This window comes from Streptomyces sp. CBMA156, from assembly GCF_014596515.1.
Taxonomy (GTDB): Bacteria; Actinomycetota; Actinomycetes; order Streptomycetales; family Streptomycetaceae; genus Kitasatospora.
Genome location: NZ_MSJQ01000148.1, coordinates 1 through 18,057 on the forward strand (window position 1 = coordinate 1; position 18,057 = coordinate 18,057).

15 protein-coding genes are annotated in these 18,057 nt (G+C 71.6%); 4 read left to right on the forward strand and 11 right to left on the reverse strand.

The window, feature by feature from the left end:
• Both BU198_RS12360 and BU198_RS12365 read left to right on the forward strand, forming a co-directional pair.
• The coding region (locus tag BU198_RS12360) for an ATP-binding protein (RefSeq protein WP_188296888.1) at positions 1 to 1,662 on the forward strand (1,662 nt) is incomplete at its 5' end.
• 49 nt (positions 1,663 to 1,711) lie between these two features.
• Entirely contained in the window at positions 1,712 to 2,038 is a 327-nt protein-coding gene (locus BU198_RS12365; protein WP_188296889.1) for a tetratricopeptide repeat protein, read from the forward strand.
• 93 nt (positions 2,039 to 2,131) lie between these two features.
• Here BU198_RS12365 and rpsD read toward each other — a convergent pair whose 3' ends face one another.
• The 7 genes from rpsD to BU198_RS12400 all read right to left on the reverse strand — a co-directional run bounded on the left by rpsD (position 2,132) and on the right by BU198_RS12400 (position 9,881).
• Entirely contained in the window at positions 2,132 to 2,746 is a 615-nt protein-coding gene (rpsD, locus tag BU198_RS12370) for a 30S ribosomal protein S4 (RefSeq protein ID WP_063346792.1), read from the reverse strand.
• A 312-nt stretch (positions 2,747 to 3,058) separates the two neighbouring features.
• A complete protein-coding gene (locus BU198_RS12375) occupies positions 3,059 to 4,489 on the reverse strand; it encodes a replication-associated recombination protein A (RefSeq protein WP_317620089.1) in 1,431 nt (476 codons plus the stop codon).
• A gap of 38 nt (positions 4,490 to 4,527) precedes the next feature.
• Positions 4,528 to 5,346, reverse strand: coding sequence for a polyphosphate kinase 2 (gene ppk2 / locus BU198_RS12380; protein WP_188296890.1), 819 nt, complete (start codon positions 5,344 to 5,346; stop codon positions 4,528 to 4,530).
• A 164-nt stretch (positions 5,347 to 5,510) separates the two neighbouring features.
• Positions 5,511 to 6,017: a GNAT family N-acetyltransferase gene (locus BU198_RS12385; RefSeq protein WP_188296891.1), complete on the reverse strand. Its 507-nt coding sequence runs from the start codon at positions 6,015 to 6,017 to the stop codon at positions 5,511 to 5,513.
• A 95-nt stretch (positions 6,018 to 6,112) separates the two neighbouring features.
• A complete protein-coding gene (gene aspS, locus BU198_RS12390) occupies positions 6,113 to 7,903 on the reverse strand; it encodes an aspartate--tRNA ligase (protein WP_188296892.1) in 1,791 nt (596 codons plus the stop codon).
• Positions 7,900 to 9,162, reverse strand: coding sequence for a histidine--tRNA ligase (gene hisS, locus BU198_RS12395; RefSeq protein WP_188296893.1), 1,263 nt, complete (start codon positions 9,160 to 9,162; stop codon positions 7,900 to 7,902). Before hisS ends, aspS begins: the two co-directional genes overlap by 4 nt.
• A gap of 11 nt (positions 9,163 to 9,173) precedes the next feature.
• Positions 9,174 to 9,881, reverse strand: a complete 708-nt coding sequence (locus BU198_RS12400) for an MBL fold metallo-hydrolase (RefSeq protein WP_188296894.1) — start codon at positions 9,879 to 9,881, stop codon at positions 9,174 to 9,176.
• A 249-nt stretch (positions 9,882 to 10,130) separates the two neighbouring features.
• Here BU198_RS12400 and BU198_RS12405 point away from each other — a divergent pair, with 249 nt between their 5' ends.
• Positions 10,131 to 10,979: a peptidylprolyl isomerase gene (locus tag BU198_RS12405; RefSeq protein ID WP_188296895.1), complete on the forward strand. Its 849-nt coding sequence runs from the start codon at positions 10,131 to 10,133 to the stop codon at positions 10,977 to 10,979.
• 265 nt (positions 10,980 to 11,244) lie between these two features.
• On the forward strand, positions 11,245 to 12,474 hold the full coding sequence (locus BU198_RS12410; RefSeq protein ID WP_188296896.1) for a DUF349 domain-containing protein: 1,230 nt from the start codon (positions 11,245 to 11,247) through the stop codon (positions 12,472 to 12,474).
• A gap of 85 nt (positions 12,475 to 12,559) precedes the next feature.
• On the opposite strand, the gene BU198_RS12415 is transcribed toward BU198_RS12410, so the two are convergent.
• The 4 genes from BU198_RS12415 to secD form a co-directional block, all read right to left on the reverse strand.
• The gene (locus BU198_RS12415) at positions 12,560 to 14,989 is read right to left on the reverse strand and encodes a RelA/SpoT family protein (RefSeq protein ID WP_411293183.1); all 2,430 of its coding nucleotides are present in this window, start codon (positions 14,987 to 14,989) and stop codon (positions 12,560 to 12,562) included.
• A gap of 175 nt (positions 14,990 to 15,164) precedes the next feature.
• The gene (locus BU198_RS12420) at positions 15,165 to 15,731 is read right to left on the reverse strand and encodes an adenine phosphoribosyltransferase (RefSeq protein WP_317620090.1); all 567 of its coding nucleotides are present in this window, start codon (positions 15,729 to 15,731) and stop codon (positions 15,165 to 15,167) included.
• 32 nt (positions 15,732 to 15,763) lie between these two features.
• Positions 15,764 to 16,852, reverse strand: coding sequence for a protein translocase subunit SecF (gene secF / locus BU198_RS12425; RefSeq protein WP_188296897.1), 1,089 nt, complete (start codon positions 16,850 to 16,852; stop codon positions 15,764 to 15,766).
• A 4-nt stretch (positions 16,853 to 16,856) separates the two neighbouring features.
• A partial coding sequence (gene secD, locus BU198_RS12430) for a protein translocase subunit SecD (protein WP_188296898.1) occupies positions 16,857 to 18,057 on the reverse strand: 1,201 nt, incomplete at its 5' end.

Below are 18,057 nucleotides of genomic sequence, written 5' to 3' on the forward strand. Positions count from 1 at the left end.
GCGCTGCCGGACGCGGTGCGGCTGTTCGCCGAGCGGGCCAGGGCGGTGCTGCCGGCCTTCGAGGTCACGGAGGCCAACGCGGCGGCGGTCACCCAGCTCTGCCGCCGGCTGGACGGCCTCCCGCTGGCCGTGGAGCTGGCCGCGGGCCGGCTGCGCGCGCTGTCGGTGGAGCAGATCACGGCCCGGCTGGACGACCGCTTCCGGCTGCTCACCGGCGGCTCCAGGACGGCCCTGCCGAGGCACCGGGCACTGCGCACGACGATCGGCTGGAGCCATGAGCTGTGCACCGTGCAGGAACGTTTACTCTGGGCCCGCCTGTCGGCCTTCGTCGGCGGTTTCGACCTGGAGGCCGCCGAGTACGTCTGCGCCGGCGAGGGCATCGAGCCCGAGGAGGTCCTCGACCTGCTCGACGAGCTGGTCGCCGGGTCCGTGGTGCTCCGCGAGGACGGCCCCTTCGGCGTGCGCTTCCGGCTGCTGGACACCCTGCGCGAGTACGGCGGCCAGTGGCTGCGCGCCGCGGGCGAGGAGCAGCGGCTGCTGCGCCGCCACCGGGACTGGTACCTGGGCCTGGCCACCTGGGGCGAGGTCGAGTGGTTCGGCCCCCGCCAGGCCGAGACCGCCGAGCGCACCGGACTCGCCCACACCAACCTCCGCGCGGCGCTGGAGTTCTGCCTCGCCGAGCCCGGCGAGGAGCAGATCGCCCTGCTGCTGGCCGGCACGCTCTGGTTCTACTGGGTCGGCTGCGGCCACCTCGGCGAGGGCCGGCACTGGCTGGACCGCGCGCTCGCCCTGGACCGCGAGCCCACCGAGGCCAGGGCCAGGGCGCTCTGGGTGACCGGGTACCTGGCCACCCTCCAGGGCGACCTCGGCAGCGCCCGCCCGGCGCTGGAGGAGTGCCGCCGCCAGGCCCTGGACACCGGCGACGACCGGGCGCTGGCCCACGCCGTCCACCGCCAGGGCTGCGTCGCCCTGGTCGGCGACGACCCCGACCGGGCCGCCGAGCTGTTCGAGGAGGCGCTCTGGCACTACCGGACCATCGGCGAGCTCAACAGCAACGTGGTGATGGCCATGCTGGAGCTGGGCCTGGCCTACCTGTTCCAGGGCGACCTGGACAGCGCCGAACTCTGGTTCGGCCAGGCCAGGGAGCTGTGCGAGGAGCACGGCGAGCAGTGGGCCTACGCGTACGCGCTCTACGCCACGGCGTACTCGCACTGGCTGGACGGCGCCGTGCAGCCCGCCCGGATGCTGGCCAGGGAGTGCGTCCGGCTGAACCACCTCTTCCACGACCTGCTGGGCATCGTGCTGGGCATCGACCTGCTGGCACTGCTGGAGACCGAGCCGAGCGGCCCCGGCGATCCCGGCGACCTGCGCGAGGCCCGGCTGCTGCAAGGGGCCGCGCACCGGATCTGGCGCGCGGTCGGCAACCCGTTCCTGGGCTCGCGGAACTTCTTCGGCCCGCACCAGGAGTGCGCCGAGCGGGCCAGGGCCGGGCTGACCACCGAGGAGTTCGAGACGTGTTACGAGGCCGGAGCCCTGCTGGACCTGGACGCGGCGGTCACCCGGGCGCTCGACGGCGGGGGCCCGGTGGACGGCCGGGAACTGACGGCGGGGCCCCGCTCGGTGCCGCCGGCTCCGACGTCGGCGACGGCCCGGAATAGTTGAAACTTGCCGATTGCTTGAGCAGGCAAGCATCCACCCCGGAAGGAGCACCATGGCCGTCCACAACGCCGCTGACGAGTACCGCATGGCGAAGTTCTACTTCGATTCCAAGGCGTACGCCGACGCGGCCCGCATGCTCGAAGGCGTACTGACCGAAGAGCCGGCCAACCTCTCCGTCCGGCTGCTGCTGGCCCGCAGCTACTACCACTCCGCCCAGCTGCGCCGCGCCGAGTCCGAGCTGCGCCGCGTCCTGGAGGCCGACCCGGCCGAGGACTACGCCCGGCTGATGCTCGGCCGCGTCCTGGAGCGCCAGGGCCGCGTCGAGGAGGCCCGCCCGCACCTGCGGCTGGCCGCCGCGATGACCGGCGAGAGCCTCTAGCGGCGCACCGGAACGAACGGAAAAGGGGCGAGCCCCCGCCGCCTCGAAGGGCGACGGGGGCTCACTGGTGGTCTCGCGAAGAGCGAAGCCGGGTCAGCGCGAGTAGTACTCGACGACCAGCTGCTCGTCACAGATCACCGGGACCTCCTTGCGCTGCGGCGCACGGTCCAGGCGGAAGGCCAGAGCCTTCAGGTTGACCTCGAGGTACTTCGGGGTCTGGCCCTCACCCGCGTAGCCACCCTCACGGGCGACCTGGAAGGGGACCTTCTCCTTGCTGCGCTCGCGGACGGTGACCACGAAGCCCGGCTTCATCTGGTACGACGGCTTGTTGACCTTGCCGCCGTTGACCTCGATGTGGCCGTGGACGACCATCTGACGGGCCTGGTAGATGGTGCGGGCGATGCCCGAACGCAGCACCAGCGAGTCCAGACGGGTCTCCAGCTCGGCGACGAGCGCCTCACCGGTCTTGCCCTCGGCCTTCTTCGCGCGGTCGAACGCGCGCGCCATCTGCTTCTCGCTCAGGTCGTACTGGGCGCGCAGACGCTGCTTCTCGAGCAGACGGACCTTGTAGTCCGAGTTCTGCTTGCGGCCACGGCCGTGCTGGCCGGGCGGGTACGGGCGGGCCTCGAAGTACTTGACGGACTTCGGGGTCAGCGGCACACCGAGGGCACGCGCGATCTTGACCTTGGGACGCTTCTGGTTCGCCATGAACCAAACCTTCCTTGCTTACGGATACGGCTTCACCAGGTGTTGACGGAGGTCGCATGTCGCGACCCGGAGAAAACCCCGCCGCCTGCGCGATGGGATCAGCCGCTCTCCGGAGCCGGGCACGGAAGTGCTGGTCACACGGGCCGGCCCAGGATCCTGGGCAGCCCGCGACACCGAAAACGGTGCGCGACGCTCCTGGTGCGGGCCTCCCTGGGGAGGCCTACGGCCGGTGCCCCGCTGGTGCGGCCGGTCGGTGGGGTCTCCCCCGCCGCCGTCCCGGGACATGGCACTCCGACCGAGTATACCGGTGGATCACTCGCCCTTTTCCCCGGGCTTCGCCTCGGCCGTCCCGTCCGGCTTCTCCGGCTTCCGCTCGGCCTTCTTCTCCACCCTGCGCTCGCCCCGCAGCCGGCCGCGCGTCCACTCCACCACGTCCGCGTACCTGGCCTCGCCGCCGCGCCTGGTCGGCTGGTAGTACTCCCTGCCGTGCACCGTGTCCGGCGCGTACTGCTGGGCGGCGATGCCCTCCGGCAGGTCGTGCGGGTACCGGTAGCCCTTGCCGTGGCCGAGCTTGCCGGCGCCGCCGTAGTGGGCGTCCCGCAGGTGCGCGGGGACCGCGCCGGCCAGGCCCTGCCGGACGTCCGCCAGCGCCGCGTCGATCGCCAGGTAGGCGGCGTTGGACTTGGGCGCCAGGGCCAGCGCGATGGCCGCCTGGGAGAGGATGATCCGGGCCTCGGGGAAGCCGATCAGGGCCACCGCCTGGGCCGCCGCCACCGCCGTCTGGAGGGCCGTCGGGTCCGCCAGGCCGACGTCCTCGCTGGCCGAGATCATCAGCCGGCGGGCGATGAAGCGCGGGTCCTCCCCCGCCTCGATCATCCGCGCCAGGTAGTGCAGGGTGGCGTCCACGTCGCTGCCGCGGATCGACTTGATCAGCGCGCTGGCCACGTCGTAGTGCTGGTCGCCGTCCTTGTCGTAGCGCACCGCCGCCTGGTTGACGGCCGTCTCGGTGGTGGCCAGCGTGATGCCGGACTCGCCCTTCTCCAGCGCCGCCCCGGCCGCCGCCTCCAGCGTGGTGAGCGCCCGCCGGGCGTCCCCGCCGGCCAGCCGCACCAGGTGGTCCTCGGCCTCCGCGGTCAGCTCCAGCGCGCCCTCCAGACCGCGCTCGTCGGCCACCGCACGGCGCAGCAGCGCGCGGATGTCCTCGTCGGTGAGCGACTCCAGGGTGAGCAGCAGCGAGCGGGACAGCAGCGGGGAGATCACCGAGAAGTACGGGTTCTCGGTGGTCGCCGCGATCAGGGTGACCCAGCGGTTCTCCACGGCCGGCAGCAGCGAGTCCTGCTGGGCCTTGGAGAAGCGGTGGATCTCGTCCAGGAAGAGCACCGTCTCCCGGCCCGACATCCCGACCGCCCGCCGGGCGCCGTCGATCACCGCCCGCACCTCCTTGACCCCGGCGGTGATCGCGGACAGCTCCACGAAACGGCCCTCGACCGCCTGGCTGATCACGTGCGCCAGGGTGGTCTTGCCGGTGCCGGGCGGGCCCCAGAGGATCACCGAGCTGGTCGCCGCCGGGCCGCGCGAGCCCGCGACCAGCCGGCGCAGCGGCGAGCCCTGCTTCAGCAGCTGCCGCTGCCCGGCCACCTCGTCCAGGGTGCGCGGGCGCATCCGTACGGCCAGGGGTGCCCGGCCCGGCTCCCTGGTCTGGAGTTCCTCGGCTGCGGCGGTGAAGAGGTCCGGTTCGTCCACACCGGAAGCCTATGCGAGGCCCACGACAGCCCGGTTCGCTACGCCAGGCCGGCGGCGTGGTCGGGGACGTACCGCTGGAGGTCGCGCGGGGGCCGCTGGTAGCCGTGCGACTCGGGGCGGGGCGGCAGCTCGATCTGCGGGGCCTTGATCTCGTGGTACGACACGGTGGACAGCAGGTGGGCGATCATGTTGATCCTGGCCCGGCGCTTGTCGTCGCTCTCCACCACGTGCCAGGGCGAGTCCGGGGTGTCGGTGTGGATGAACATCTCGTCCTTGGCCCGCGAGTAGTCCTCCCAGCGGGTGATCGACTCGACGTCCATCGGGGAGAGCTTCCAGCGCTTCATCGGGTCCTCCAGCCGCCCCCGGAAGCGCCGCTCCTGCTCGGTGTCGCTCACCGAGAACCAGTACTTGCGCAGCAGGATGCCGGACTCGCTCAGCATCCGCTCGAAGGTCGGGCACTGGTGCAGGAACTGCCAGTACTCCTCGTCGCTGCAGAAGCCCATCACGCGCTCGACGCCGGCGCGGTTGTACCAGCTGCGGTCGAACAGCACGATCTCCCCCGCGGCCGGCAGGTGCTCGACGTAGCGCTGGAAGTACCACTGGGTCTTCTGCCGCTCGGTCGGGGTGGGCAGCGCCGCGACCCTGGCGATGCGGGGGTTCAGGTACTCCGTGACCCGCTTGATCGCCCCGCCCTTGCCGGCGGCGTCGCGGCCCTCGAAGACCACCACCAGCCTGGCACCCTCGACCCGCACCCACTCCTGGAGCTTCACCAGCTCCTGCTGGAGCCGCAGCAGCTCCTGCTCGTACGGCTTCCTCGCCAGCTTCTCCGGCTTCTCGGTCCGCTGCTGCCTCGTCACCCTCGGGTCCTCCGTCCGGCTGAATGCTGATGAGCACTCACCGTAGGCGCCGACGGCCGAATCCGCAGGTCGGCGTGGCCGTGGCGACCGGGGCCGGTCTTGTGGACCGGCCCTGGGGAGAGGCCCCCGAGGAAGAGGCGCCCGGGGTTTTCCTAGGACACGCCTCAGACCGAGACGAAGGGCTCGGGGTAGCGGCAGAGCCCGCGCGGGCCGCCGTCGTACGCCGTCAGCGGCAGCGCCTGGAAGTAGGCCTCCGGCACCTCGAACGGGCCGGTGACCTCGTGCCGCCCGGCCGGCGCGAAGCCGAACCGCTCGTAGTACTCCGGATCGCCGAGGACGACCACGAGCTTCTCGCCCGCGTCCTCGGCCGCCTCCAGCACGGCCCGGACGACCAGCTCGCCGACGCCGCGGCGCTGCCACTCGGGCGCCACCGCGACCGGCGCGAGCGCCAGCGCCTTGCCGTCGCCGACCCGCAGCCGGGTCAGCAGCGCGTGCCCGATCACCAGACCGGTGCCGTCCGTGGCGACCACGGACAGCCCGGGCAGCCAGGCGGGGTCGCGGCGCAGCGCGTCCACCAGGTCCGCCTCGTCAGGACCGGGGAACGCGGCCATGTGGACGCGTCTGGTCGCCGGGGCGTCCTCCGGACATTCGACTCTCGTTGTGACCTGCATGAGTCAACCCTCCCTGTGTCACACACCGTTGTGGACCGGCCCCGGACGGCAGGTGAGCCGTCCGGGGCCGTTGCAGGTTAGCGGATGACGCGGCGTCAGGCCTTGGGCTGCGCCTCGGGCTTGACGTCCTCGCGAACCTTGGGCTTGGCGTCCACGCCGGCCTCGCGGCGCTGCGCCGGGGTGATCGGGGTCGGGGCACCGGTCAGCGGGTCGCCACCGGTGGACGTCTTCGGGAAGGCGATGACGTCGCGGATGGTGTCGTACCCGCCCAGCAGCGTGACGATGCGGTCCAGGCCGAAGGCGACACCGCCGTGCGGCGGCGGGCCGTAGTTGAAGGCGTCCAGCAGGAAGCCGAACTGCGAGGCCGCCTCCTCCTCGGAGAGGCCGATCGCGTCGAACGCCCGCTTCTGCACGTCGCGCTGGTGGATACGGATCGAACCGCCGCCCAGCTCCGAGCCGTTCAGGACCAGGTCGTAGGCGTTGGAGAGGGCCGAGCCCGGGTCGGTGTCGAAGGTGGCCAGCGACTCCGCGGTCGGGGCGGTGAACGGGTGGTGCACCGCGTGCCAGCCCTGGAACTGGCCCTTGTCGTCCTCGATCGGCTCGAACATCGGGAAGTCGACCACCCAGAGGAAGGCCCACTTCGACTCGTCGATCAGCTCGCAGCGGCGGCCGATCTCCAGTCGGGCGGCGCCGAGCAGCTCCTGCGAGGGGCGCTCCTTGCCGGCCGCGAAGAAGACCGCGTCGCCGTTCTTGGCACCCGCGGCGGCGGCGAGGCCGGCCAGGTGCTCCGCGGAGAGGTTCTTGGCGACCGGGCCGCGCAGCTCGCCGGTCTCGGCGTCGATGAGGACGTACGCCAGGCCCTTGGCGCCGCGCGCCTTGGCCCAGTCCTGCCAGGCGTCCAGCTGCTTGCGCGGCTGCGAGGCGCCGCCGGGCATGACCACGGCGCCGACGTACGGGGCCTGGAAGACGCGGAACTCGGTGCCCTTGAAGTACTCGGTCAGGTCGGTGAGTTCCTGGCCGAAGCGGACGTCCGGCTTGTCCGAGCCGTAGCGGCCCATGGCGTCCGCGTAGGTCATCCGCGGCAGCGGGTTCGGGATCTCGTAGCCGTGCACCTCGCGCCAGACGGAGCCGACGATCTTCTCGCCGAGGGCCAGGACGTCCTCCTGGTCGACGAACGAGGCCTCGATGTCCAGCTGGGTGAACTCCGGCTGCCGGTCGGCGCGGAAGTCCTCGTCGCGGAAGCAGCGGGCGATCTGGTAGTAGCGCTCCATGCCGGCCACCATCAGCAGCTGCTTGAACAGCTGGGGCGACTGCGGCAGGGCGTACCAGTGGCCGGGCTGGAGGCGGACCGGGACGAGGAAGTCGCGGGCGCCCTCGGGGGTGGAGCGGGTGAGGTACGGCGTCTCGATGTCGAGGTAGTCGTTCTCCTCCATCACCCGGCGGATGATGTTGTTGACCTTGGAGCGCAGGCGCAGGCCCTTGGCCGGGCCCTCGCGGCGCAGGTCCAGGTAGCGGTAGCGCAGCCGGACCTCCTCGTTGACCGTGCCCGGCTCGTACTCGGCGACCGGGAAGGGCAGCGGGGCGGCCTCGGAGAGCACCTCGATCGCGCTGACGACGACCTCGACGGCACCGGTCGGGATGTCCGGGTTCTCGTTGCCCTCGGGGCGGACCCGGACGTCGCCGACGACCTTGACGCAGTACTCGGCGCGCAGGCCGTGGACCGAGTCGAGGTCGCGGACCACGATCTGCACGGTGCCGGAGGCGTCGCGCAGGTCGATGAAGGCGACGCCGCCGTGGTCGCGGCGGCGGGCGACCCAGCCGGCCAGGGTGACGGTGGTGCCTGCGTGCTCCGGGCGGAGCGTGCCCGCGTCGTGCGTGCGGATCACAGCTGCTTCTCCTTCAGGGTGGTGACGAGTACGTCGAGGGCGACGGGGGACTGCTCGCCGGTGGTGAGGTCCTTGAGCTGGACGACGCCTTCGGCGAGGTCCCGGTCCCCGGCGATCAGGGCGAAGCGGGCGCCGGACCGGTCGGCGGACTTCATGGCGTTCTTGATGCTCTTGACGCCGAAGGCGAGGTCGGTGGCCACGCCGGCCCGGCGCAGCTCGACCACCTTGGCGAACAGGACGTTCTTGGCCTCCTCGCCGAGCGCGACGGCATAGACCGAGGTGGCGGCCGGCAGGTCGAGGGTGACGCCCTCGGCCTCCAGCGCGAGGAAGGTGCGGTCCACGCCGAGCGCCCAGCCGACGGACGGCAGTTCCGGGCCGCCGATCATCTCGGACAGGCCGTCGTAGCGGCCGCCGCCGCCGATCGCGGACTGCGCGCCCAGGCCGTTGTGCACGAACTCGAAGGTGGTGCGGGTGTAGTAGTCCAGGCCGCGCACCAGCTTGGGGTCGTCCACGAAGGCCACGCCCGCCGCGGTGAGCAGCTCGCGGACCTTCTCGTCGTACGCCTTGCAGTCCTCGCACAGGTAGTCGCGCAGCATCGGCGCGCCGACCAGCTGGGCCTGCACCGACTCGCGCTTGTCGTCGAGGACGCGCAGCGGGTTGATCCCGGCGCGGCGGCGGGTCTCCTCGTCCAGGTCCAGCCCGGAGAGGAACTCGATCAGCGCGGCACGGTAGACCGGGCGGCACTGCCGGTCGCCCAGGCTGTTGAGCAGCAGCGAGTAGTCGCTCAGGCCCAGCGAGCGGAAGGCGTCGTCGGCCAGGATGATCAGCTCGGCGTCCAGCGCCGGGTCCTCCGCGCCGATCGCCTCCGCGCCGACCTGCGAGAACTGGCGGTAGCGGCCCTTTTGGGCGCGCTCGTAGCGGTAGTACGAGCCGGAGTACCAGAGCTTGACCGGCAGGTTGCCCTGCTTGTGCAGGTTGGCCTGGAGCGCGGCGCGCAGCACCGAGGCGGTGCCCTCGGGGCGCAGCGCGAGCTCGTCGCCGCCCTTGGTGGTGAGGTTGTACATCTCCTTGGTGACGATGTCGGTGGACTCGCCGACGCCGCGGGAGAACAGCTTCACGTCCTCGAAGACCGGGGTCTCGACGTAGCCGTAACCGGCCCGGCGGGCGGGCGCGGCGATGCGCTCGCGGATCGCCAGGAAGGTCGCGGAGCTGGGGGGCAGCAGGTCGTAGGTGCCCTTGGGGGCGGTGAAGGTGCTCAACTTCTCTTCCGTCACATTCCTCGTCGCGGGAAAGCCGGGGCGCCGGCCGCCCCCGCTGCCTGTCGGAGGTAGGGGTTGGTGGCGCGCTCGCGGCCGATGGTGGTCTGACCGCCGTGGCCGGAGAGGACCACGGTGGAGTCGTCGAGGGGCAGGCACACCCGGGCCAGCGAGTCCATGATCGCTCCGCTGTCCCCGCCCGGGAGGTCGGTACGCCCGATGGAGCCGGCGAACAGCAGGTCGCCCGAGAACAGCACCGGGGGGAGGTCCTCGGCACCGGGCGTCCGGAAGGTCACCGACCCCTTGGTATGGCCCGGGGCGTGGTCCACGGTGAGGCTCAGGCCGGCCAGCTCCAGCACGCTGCCGTCGGTCAGCTCGCGCACGTCGTCGGGCTCGCCGACGGTGAGCTCGCCCATCAGCTGGGTGCCCAGGGAACGGCCGAGCGCCTTCTCCGGGTCGGACATCATGTACCGGTCCTCGGGGTGGATCCAGGCCGGGACGCCGCGGGCGCCGCAGACCGGGACCACCGAGGCCACGTGGTCGATGTGGCCGTGGGTGAGCAGCACGGCGACGGGCTTCAGCCGGTGCTCGCGGAGCAGTTCCTCGACGCCGTGCGCCGCCTGGTGGCCCGGATCGACGATGATGCACTCCTCGCCCGCCGCGGGAGCGACCAGGTAGCAGTTGGTGCCCCAGGCTCCAGCGGGGAATCCGGCGATGAACACGCGCGTCCTTCGGGTGTGCGGCGGTCGGCTGCGGCGTCTGCCAGTGGTGATGCCGTCGATGGTGATCCAGGTGCAGCCTACCGGCGCTCCGGGTCCGGTTGCGAACCAGACGGGGGTGGCGGGGCGGCGCCGCCTGACAGGTTCACCGCGTTCTTACAGGCCCGGTCCCTACACTTGGCCGCCGAGGGATGCGATGATCCGCTCCGGAATCCGTCCACTTTTCCCGCACATGCGTAGGAGACACGGCCCGTGGTCAGCAGCGAACAGCGGCGGCGGCAGCTCGCCCGCGACAAGTACGAGCGCCAGATGGAACGCCGGGTCGCGGCCTCGGCCGCGCGCAAGCGCCGCAACACGATCCTGGGCGCCTCGCTCGCCGTGGTGGTGCTGGCCGGCGGCGGCACGCTGATCGCCACCGGCGCGTTCAGCTCGGACGACAAGGGCGACAAGAAGGCCTCGGCCGCGAACACCCCCCAGGCGGCGCCGACCGCCACGGACGAGCCGACCACCCCGACCCGCAAGCCGGTCGAGGGCTGCGCCGCCCCGGCGCCGGGCGCGCCCAACGGCAAGCAGTGGCAGGCCGAGCCGGCCATGACGATCGACCCGAGCGGTTCGTACGCCATGACGCTGGACACCAACTGCGGCAAGGTGACGGTGGCGCTGGACGCGGCCAAGGCCCCGCACACCGTGAACTCCTTCGCCTTCCTGGCCGGCGAGCAGTACTTCGACCACACCAAGTGCCACCGGCTCACCACCGACGGCATCTTCGTGCTCCAGTGCGGCGACCCGACCGCCAGCGCGACCGTCCCCGGCGGCACCGGCGGCCCCGGCTACAAGTTCGCGGACGAGAACCTGACCGGCGCCACCTACCCGGCCGGCACCGTGGCGATGGCCAACTCCGGCGCCGGCACCAACGGGAGCCAGTTCTTCCTGGTCTACAAGGACACCAAGCTGCCGCCGAACTACACCCCGTTCGGCAAGATCACCGGCGGTCTGGACGTGGTGCAGAAGGTCGCCGCCGCGGGCACCCTGGAGGGCGCCCCGGACGGCCACCCGATGGCCGACGTCACCTTCAACTCCGTTACGGTGGCGAAGGGTTGACCGTCCCCGGGGTCGTCCGTGAGCGGCCTGCGGGCCGCCCCCGCACGGCCCCGGACCGAAATCGCCCGGCCCGGATGCGGACAGCACCGGTCCCGGTCGCCTATGTTGGCGTTGTATAGGGTGCCCGGACCCGCCTAGCCGTCACCCTCGGCAGCAAGGCACGGCGGACGGGGACGGCGGGCTCTTTCGGTCCGTCGCACATCAACTGTGGACGACGGACGCGCGCCGCCCCGGCGCGGGCGCGACGTCATGTGGAGGACGCGCTATGAGCAGCGACCCGTGGGGCCGTGTGGACGAGCAGGGCACGGTCTACGTCAGGACGGCCGACGGCGAACGCGTCGTCGGTTCCTGGCAGGCCGGCTCGCCCGAGGAGGCCCTCGCCTACTTCGAGCGCAAGTACCAGGGCATCGAGGTGGAGATCGGCCTGCTGGAGAAGCGGGTGCGCACCACCGACCTGGCCGCCAAGGACGCCCAGGCCGCGCTGGAGCACCTGCGCGCCCAGGTGGTCGAGGGGCACGCGGTCGGTGACCTGGAGTCCCTGGCCAAGCGGCTGGACACGCTCACCGGCGAGATCGAGAGCCGGCGTGAGGAGCGCAAGGCCGCCCGCGCCAAGGCCCAGGACGAGGCCCGCTCGGCCAAGGAGGCCCTGGTCGCCGAGGCCGAGCAGCTCGCCGAGTCCACCCAGTGGCGGGAGGCCGGGGACCGGCTGCGCGCCCTGGTGGACACCTGGAAGGGCCTGCCGCGGCTGGACCGCAAGAGCGACGACGAGCTGTGGCACCGCTTCTCGCACGCCCGCTCGGTCTTCTCCAAGCACCGCAAGGCGCACTTCGCCACCCTGGACGCCGAGCGCGACAAGGCCCGGCAGACCAAGGAGTCGCTGGTCACCGAGGCCGAGGCGCTGTCCTCGTCCACGGACTGGGGCAGCACCGCGGCCGCCTACCGCGACCTGATGGCGCGCTGGAAGGCCGCAGGCCGGGCCCAGCGGGACATCGAGGACGAGCTGTGGGCGCGGTTCCGCGGCGCCCAGGACGTCTTCTTCCAGGCCCGCTCCGCGGTGTTCAGCGAGCGGGACGCCGAGCAGGTGGAGAACCAGAAGCTCAAGGAGGCGCTGGCCGCCGAGGCCGAGGCGATCCTGCCGTTCACCGACCTCAAGGCCGCCAAGGCCGCACTGCGCGAGGTCAACGAGCGCTGGGAGGCGATCGGGCACGTGCCGCGCGAGGTCCGTCCGAAGCTGGACGGCCGGCTGAACACGGTCGAGCGGGCCATCCGCGAGGCCGAGGACGCCGAGTGGAAGCGCTCGAACCCGGAGGCCAAGGCCCGCGCGGCCGGCATGGTGGGCCTGTTCGAGGCGAAGGCCGACAAGATCCAGGCCGACCTGGACAAGGCCCGCGCGGCCGGCAACACCTCCAGGATCGCCAAGCTGGAGTCCGAGCTGTCCGGCGTGCGGACGCTGCTGGAGCAGGCGCACAGGAGCCAGGAGGAGTTCAGCGGCTGATCGCCTCGGCGCGCTGGACGACGAAGGCCCCCGGGAGCGATCCCGGGGGCCTTTCGCGCGTACCCCTCGCGGGCGGAGAGCCCGGCTACTTGCGGGCGGAGGTGACCCGGTAGACGTCGTACACGCCCTCGACGCCGCGCACCGCCTTGAGCACGTGGCCGAGGTGCTTCGGGTCGCCCATCTCGAAGGTGAAGCGGCTCATCGCCACCCGGTCCCTGGAGGTCTGCACCGCCGCCGACAGGATGTTGACGTGCTGGTCGGAGAGCACCCGGGTGACGTCCGAGAGCAGCCTGGAGCGGTCCAGCGCCTCGACCTGGATGGCCACCAGGAAGACCGAGGACTGGGTGGCCGCCCACTCGACGTCGATCATGCGCTCCGGCTGCTGGTTCAGCGCCTCCACGTTGACGCAGTCGGCGCGGTGCACCGAGACGCCGTTGCCGCGGGTCACGAAGCCGACGATCGGGTCGCCCGGCACCGGGGTGCAGCAGCGGGAGAGCTTGACCCAGACGTCCTCGACGCCCTTGACGATCACGCCGGGGTCGCCCTTGGCCCGGCGGCGCACCGCGCGGCGGTTGTCGTGGGTCGGGGTGGCGGTCTCCGCCAGGTCCTCGGTCGCGCCCTCCTCGCCGCCGAGCGCCTGGACCAGCTTCTGCACGATGTTCGGCGCGGCGACGTGGCCCTCGCCGATCGCCGCGTAGAGCGAGGAGATGTCGGGGTAGCGCATCTCGTGGGCCAGGGTGACCAGCGAGTCACCGGTCAGGATCCGCTGGATCGGCAGGCCCTGCTTGCGCATCGCCCGGACGATCGCCTCCTTGCCGTGCTCGATCGCCTCCTCGCGGCGCTCCTTGGAGAACCAGGCGCGGATCTTGTTGCGGGCGCGCGGTGACTTGACGAAGCCCAGCCAGTCCCTGGACGGTCCCGCGTTCTCCGCCTTGGAGGTGAAGACCTCGACGGTGTCGCCGTTCTCCAGGGTCGACTCCAGCGGCACCAGCCGCCCGTTGACCCTGGCGCCTATCGTCCGGTAGCCGACCTCGGTGTGCACCGCGAAGGCGAAGTCGACCGGGGTCGCCCCGGCCGGCAGGGCTATCACGTCGCCCTTGGGGGTGAAGACGAAGACCTCGTTGCTGGCCAGGTCGAAGCGGAGCGACTCCAGGAACTCGCCCGGGTCCGCGGTCTCCTTCTGCCAGTCCAGCAGCTGCCGCAGCCAGGCCATCTCGTTGACGGCGCCGGCCTTGTCGTCCTTGCGGACCTGGGTCGGGGTGTCGGTGCGGACCTTGGAGGCCCCGGCGACCGCGCGCTGCTTGTACTTCCAGTGCGCGGCGATGCCGTACTCGGCCCGCCGGTGCATGTCGAAGGTGCGGATCTGGAGCTCGACCGGCTTGCCCCCGGGGCCGATCACCGTGGTGTGCAGCGACTGGTACATGTTGAACTTGGGCATCGCGATGTAGTCCTTGAACCGCCCCGGCACCGGGTTCCACCGCGCGTGGATGGTGCCCAGCGCCGCGTAGCAGTCGCGGACGGTGTCGACCAGGACCCGGATGCCCACCAGGTCGTAGATCTCGGCGAAGTCCCGGCCCCGGACGATCATCTTCTGGTAGACCGAGTAGTAGTGCTTCGGCCGGCCGGTGACGGAGGCGGTGATCCGGGCGCCCCGCAGGTCCGCCTGGACCTGGTCGATGACGGTCGCCAGGTACTCGTCCCGCTTGGGGGCGCGCTCGGCGACCAGCCGGACGATCTCGTCGTACATCTTGGGGTAGAGGATCGCGAAGGCGAGGTCCTCCAGCTCCCACTTGATGGTGTTCATGCCCAGCCGGTGCGCCAGCGGGGCGTAGATCTCCAGCGTCTCGCGGGCCTTCTTCTCCTGCTTCTCCCGCTTGAGGTAGCGCATCGTGCGCATGTTGTGCAGCCGGTCGGCCAGCTTGATCACCAGGACCCGCGGGTCCTTGGCCATCGCCACGACCATCTTGCGGACGGTCTCGGCCTGCGCGGCCTCGCCGAACTTGACCCGGTCCAGCTTGGTGACGCCGTCCACCAGCAGGGCCACCGAGTCGCCGAAGTCCTTGCGCAGGGTCTCCAGGCCGTAGTCGGTGTCCTCCACGGTGTCGTGCAGCAGCCCGGCCATCAGCGTCGCGGCGTCCATGCCGAGCTCGGCCAGGATCGTCGCGACGGCCAGCGGGTGGGTGATGTACGGGTCGCCGCTCTTGCGCTTCTGCCCGCGGTGCCACTTCTCGGCCACCGCGTAGGCGCGCTCGATGTCCCGCAGCAGCGCCGGGTCGGCCTTGGGGTCGTTGGCCCGGATCGAGCGGAACAGCGGCTCCAGGACGGGGTTGAGCACGCTGGTGCGCTGGCCGCCGAGGCGGGCCAGCCGCGCCCGCATGCCGCCGGTGGAGCCGCGGCCGGAGGGGCCGAGCGAACGCGAGGAGGTCGGCGCCGGGCGTACCGGGGTGGCCCCCGAGGGCGTGGGACGGTCTTCGGGGGCGGCCGCTGGGGCCGTGGGCACAACCTCGTCGGGCAAGGACAACTCCTGGGGCACCGGGCCGGCCCCTGCCGAGACCCGAACGGTCGGGTACAACCGGGAGGGGATGAATCTTCATGGTACCGAGCCGGGCGCCCCGGTGTTCATCCGGCCGGGCCAGGAAACGGAAGGACGGCGGTCGGATGTTCCGACCGCCGTCCTCCAGACAGGTCCCTCAGACCGTGACCAGCGTCTCCAGCGGAGCGCCGCCGAGGTGCCCGGCCAGCCGCTCGCGGCCGTCCAGGAAGCCCAGCTCCATCAGCACCACGACGCCCGCCAGCTCGGCCCCGGCCTCCTTCACCAGGTCCAGCGAGGCACCGATGGTGCCGCCGGTGGCCAATACGTCGTCCACCACCAGCACCCGCTCACCGGGCGCGAAGGCGTCGCACTGCACCTCCAGCGTCGCCGAGCCGTACTCCAGCTCGTACGAGCGCCGGAACACCTCGCCGGGCAGCTTGCCCTGCTTGCGGATCGGCACGAAGCCGAGCCCGGCCGCGAAGGCCGCCGGGGCCGCCAGCACGAAGCCGCGCGCCTCCAGGCCCACCACCTTGGTCGCACCGAGCTCCTTCGCCCGGTCCGCCAGCGCCCTGGTGAGGGCGCCGAAGGCCTCGGCGTCGGCGAGCAGCGGCGCGATGTCCTTGAACAGCACGCCCGGCTTCGGGTAGTCCCGGACGTCCCGGATCCTGCTGTTCAGCAGCTCGGCCAGTGCGGTGTCGGCGGTGGTCACGGTGGTGTCCTTCACGGTCTGGTGGTGCCTCGCGGTCGTGGTCGGGCTCAGCGCTTGGTGGACGGACGGCCCTTGGCACGCGTGCCGGCCGAGCCGCGCTGTCCGACCATACCCGCGGGCTGCTCCTCGCCCGTCAGGTCCTCGTCCGCCCCGGTGCCGGCCTCGGCCTTGGCGGCCGCGGCCCGGTGCTGGAGGACCCGCTTGCGCAGCGCCTTCATCTCCGGCTGCTCCTCCTTGAGCTGCGCCAGCAGCGGGGTGGCGACGCAGATCGAGGAGTAGGCACCGGCCGCGAGACCGATGAACAGCGCGAGCGAGATGTCGTTCAGGGTGCCGGCGCCCAGGAAGCCGCCGCCGATGAACAGCAGCGCGGCGACCGGCAGCAGCGCCACCACGGTGGTGTTGAGCGAGCGCACCAGGGTCTGGTTGAGGCCCGCGTTGGCGGCCTCGCTGTAGGTGCGCCGGTTCTGCTTGGTGAGGTCCTTGGTGTTCTCCTTCACGGTGTCGAAGACGACGACCGTGTCGTAGAGCGAGTACCCGAGGATGGTCAGGAAGCCGATCACCGTACCCGGGGTGACCTCGAAGCCCACCAGGGCGTACACCCCGATGGTGATCAGGAGGTCGTGGATGAGGGCGACCAGGGCGGACACCGCCATCCGCCACTCGAAGGCGATCGCCAGGTAGACCGTCACCAGGACCATGAAGACGATCAGACCGGTGAGCGCCTTCTGGGAGATCTGCTTGCCCCAGCTGGGGCCGATCACCTGGGCCTCGACGGTGTCCAGCGGCACGCCGAGCTTCTGCGAGAGCTCGGAGCGGATCTGGTCCGAGCTCTTCGTCTCCTCGGTGCTGACCTGGATGCGGATCTTGCCGTTGTCGGTCGACTGCACCAGCGGGTGCGAGGCGACGACCCCGTCAGCGGTGTCCTGCGCCTGGGAGACCGTCAGGCCGGGCTTGGACACGGTGTAGACCGAGCCGCCCTTGAACTCGATGCCCAGGTGCAGGCCCATGGCCAGACCGATCGCCGCGACCAGGACGATCACGCCGGAGATGGAGTACCAGAGCTTGCGGCGTCCGACGAAGTCGAAGCTGACCTCGCCCTGGTAGAGCCGGTGGCCCAGGTTGGAGAAGCGTGACACGGTGTCAGGCCTCCTTCACGGCGGAAGAGGAGGGGCTACGGCGACGGCTGCTGCGCAGCGGCGGGCGGGCGCCCAGCCGCTTCGGGTCCAGACCGGACCACGGGTGGCCTTCCAGGAAGAACTTCCGGCGGGCCAGCAGCGTGATCATCGGCTTGGTGAAGAGGAAGATCACCACGACGTCGAGCGCCGTGGTCAGACCCAGGGTGAACGCGAAGCCCTGGACCTTGCCGACCGAGACCACGTAGAGCACGGCGGCACAGAGGAAGGACACGAAGTCCGAGACCAGGATGGTGCGCCGGGCGCGCGGCCAGGCCCGCTGGACCGCCGGGCGCAGCGGGGCGCCCTCGCGGACCTCGTCGCGGATGCGCTCGAAGTACACGATGAAGGAGTCGGCGGTGATGCCGATAGCGACGATCGCACCGCAGACCGCCGGCAGGTTCAGCGCGAAGCCGATCGCGTTGCCGAGCAGGCTCATGATCGAGTAGGTCAGGGCCGCCGAGACGAGCAGACCGGCGATCGAGACCAGGCCGAGGCCGCGGTAGTAGATCAGCGAGTAGGCGACCACCAGCACCATGCCGATCAGGCCGGCGACCAGGCCGGCCTTGAGCTGGTCGCTGCCGAGCGCCGGGGAGACGGTGGTGATGTCGCTCTTGCTGAACTCCAGCGGCAGCGCGCCGTAGCCCAGCACGTTGGCGAGGTCCTGCGCCTCGGCCTGCTTGAACTGGCCGGTGATGACCGCGCTGCCACCCGGGATCGGTCCGTTGACCTGCGGGTGGGAGACGACCTGGTTGTCCAGCACGATGGCGAACTGGTTGGTCGGCGGGGCCTGGCTGGCCAGCTGGCCGGTGACCTTGGAGAAGGCGTCGGTGCCGGCACCGTTGAACTGGAGCTGGACCTGCCAGCCGGCGCCGGTCTGGGTGTCGATGCCGGCCTGGGCCTTCTCGACGTCCGAGCCCTTCACGGCCACGGGGCCGAGGGCGAGCTTCTCGTAGTAGCCCTTCTCGTCCTTCTGGGAGCAGGCGACGACGGCCTTGTCATCGGCGCCGGTCTGGGCGGCGCGGACCTCGGGCTTGGAGCAGTCCAGGGCGGCGAACGCGGCGGTGAGCTCGGGCGGCACGGTGCCCTGGGTCATCGCGGCGGTGAGGTCGGCGGCGCTCGGCGGGGTGGCCGGGGCGGTCGGGGCCGCGCTGCCGGGGGCGGTCGGC

Bases quoted from the DNA above. Each gene is read 5' to 3' on its own strand.
- BU198_RS12365 (WP_188296889.1), top strand. From the start codon at position 1,712: ATGGCCGTCCACAACGCCGCTGACGAGTACCGCATGGCGAAGTTCTAC.
- rpsD (WP_063346792.1), bottom strand. From the start codon at position 2,746: ATGGCGAACCAGAAGCGTCCCAAGGTCAAGATCGCGCGTGCCCTCGGT.
- BU198_RS12385 (WP_188296891.1), bottom strand. From the start codon at position 6,017: ATGCAGGTCACAACGAGAGTCGAATGTCCGGAGGACGCCCCGGCGACC.
- BU198_RS12410 (WP_188296896.1), top strand. From the start codon at position 11,245: ATGAGCAGCGACCCGTGGGGCCGTGTGGACGAGCAGGGCACGGTCTAC.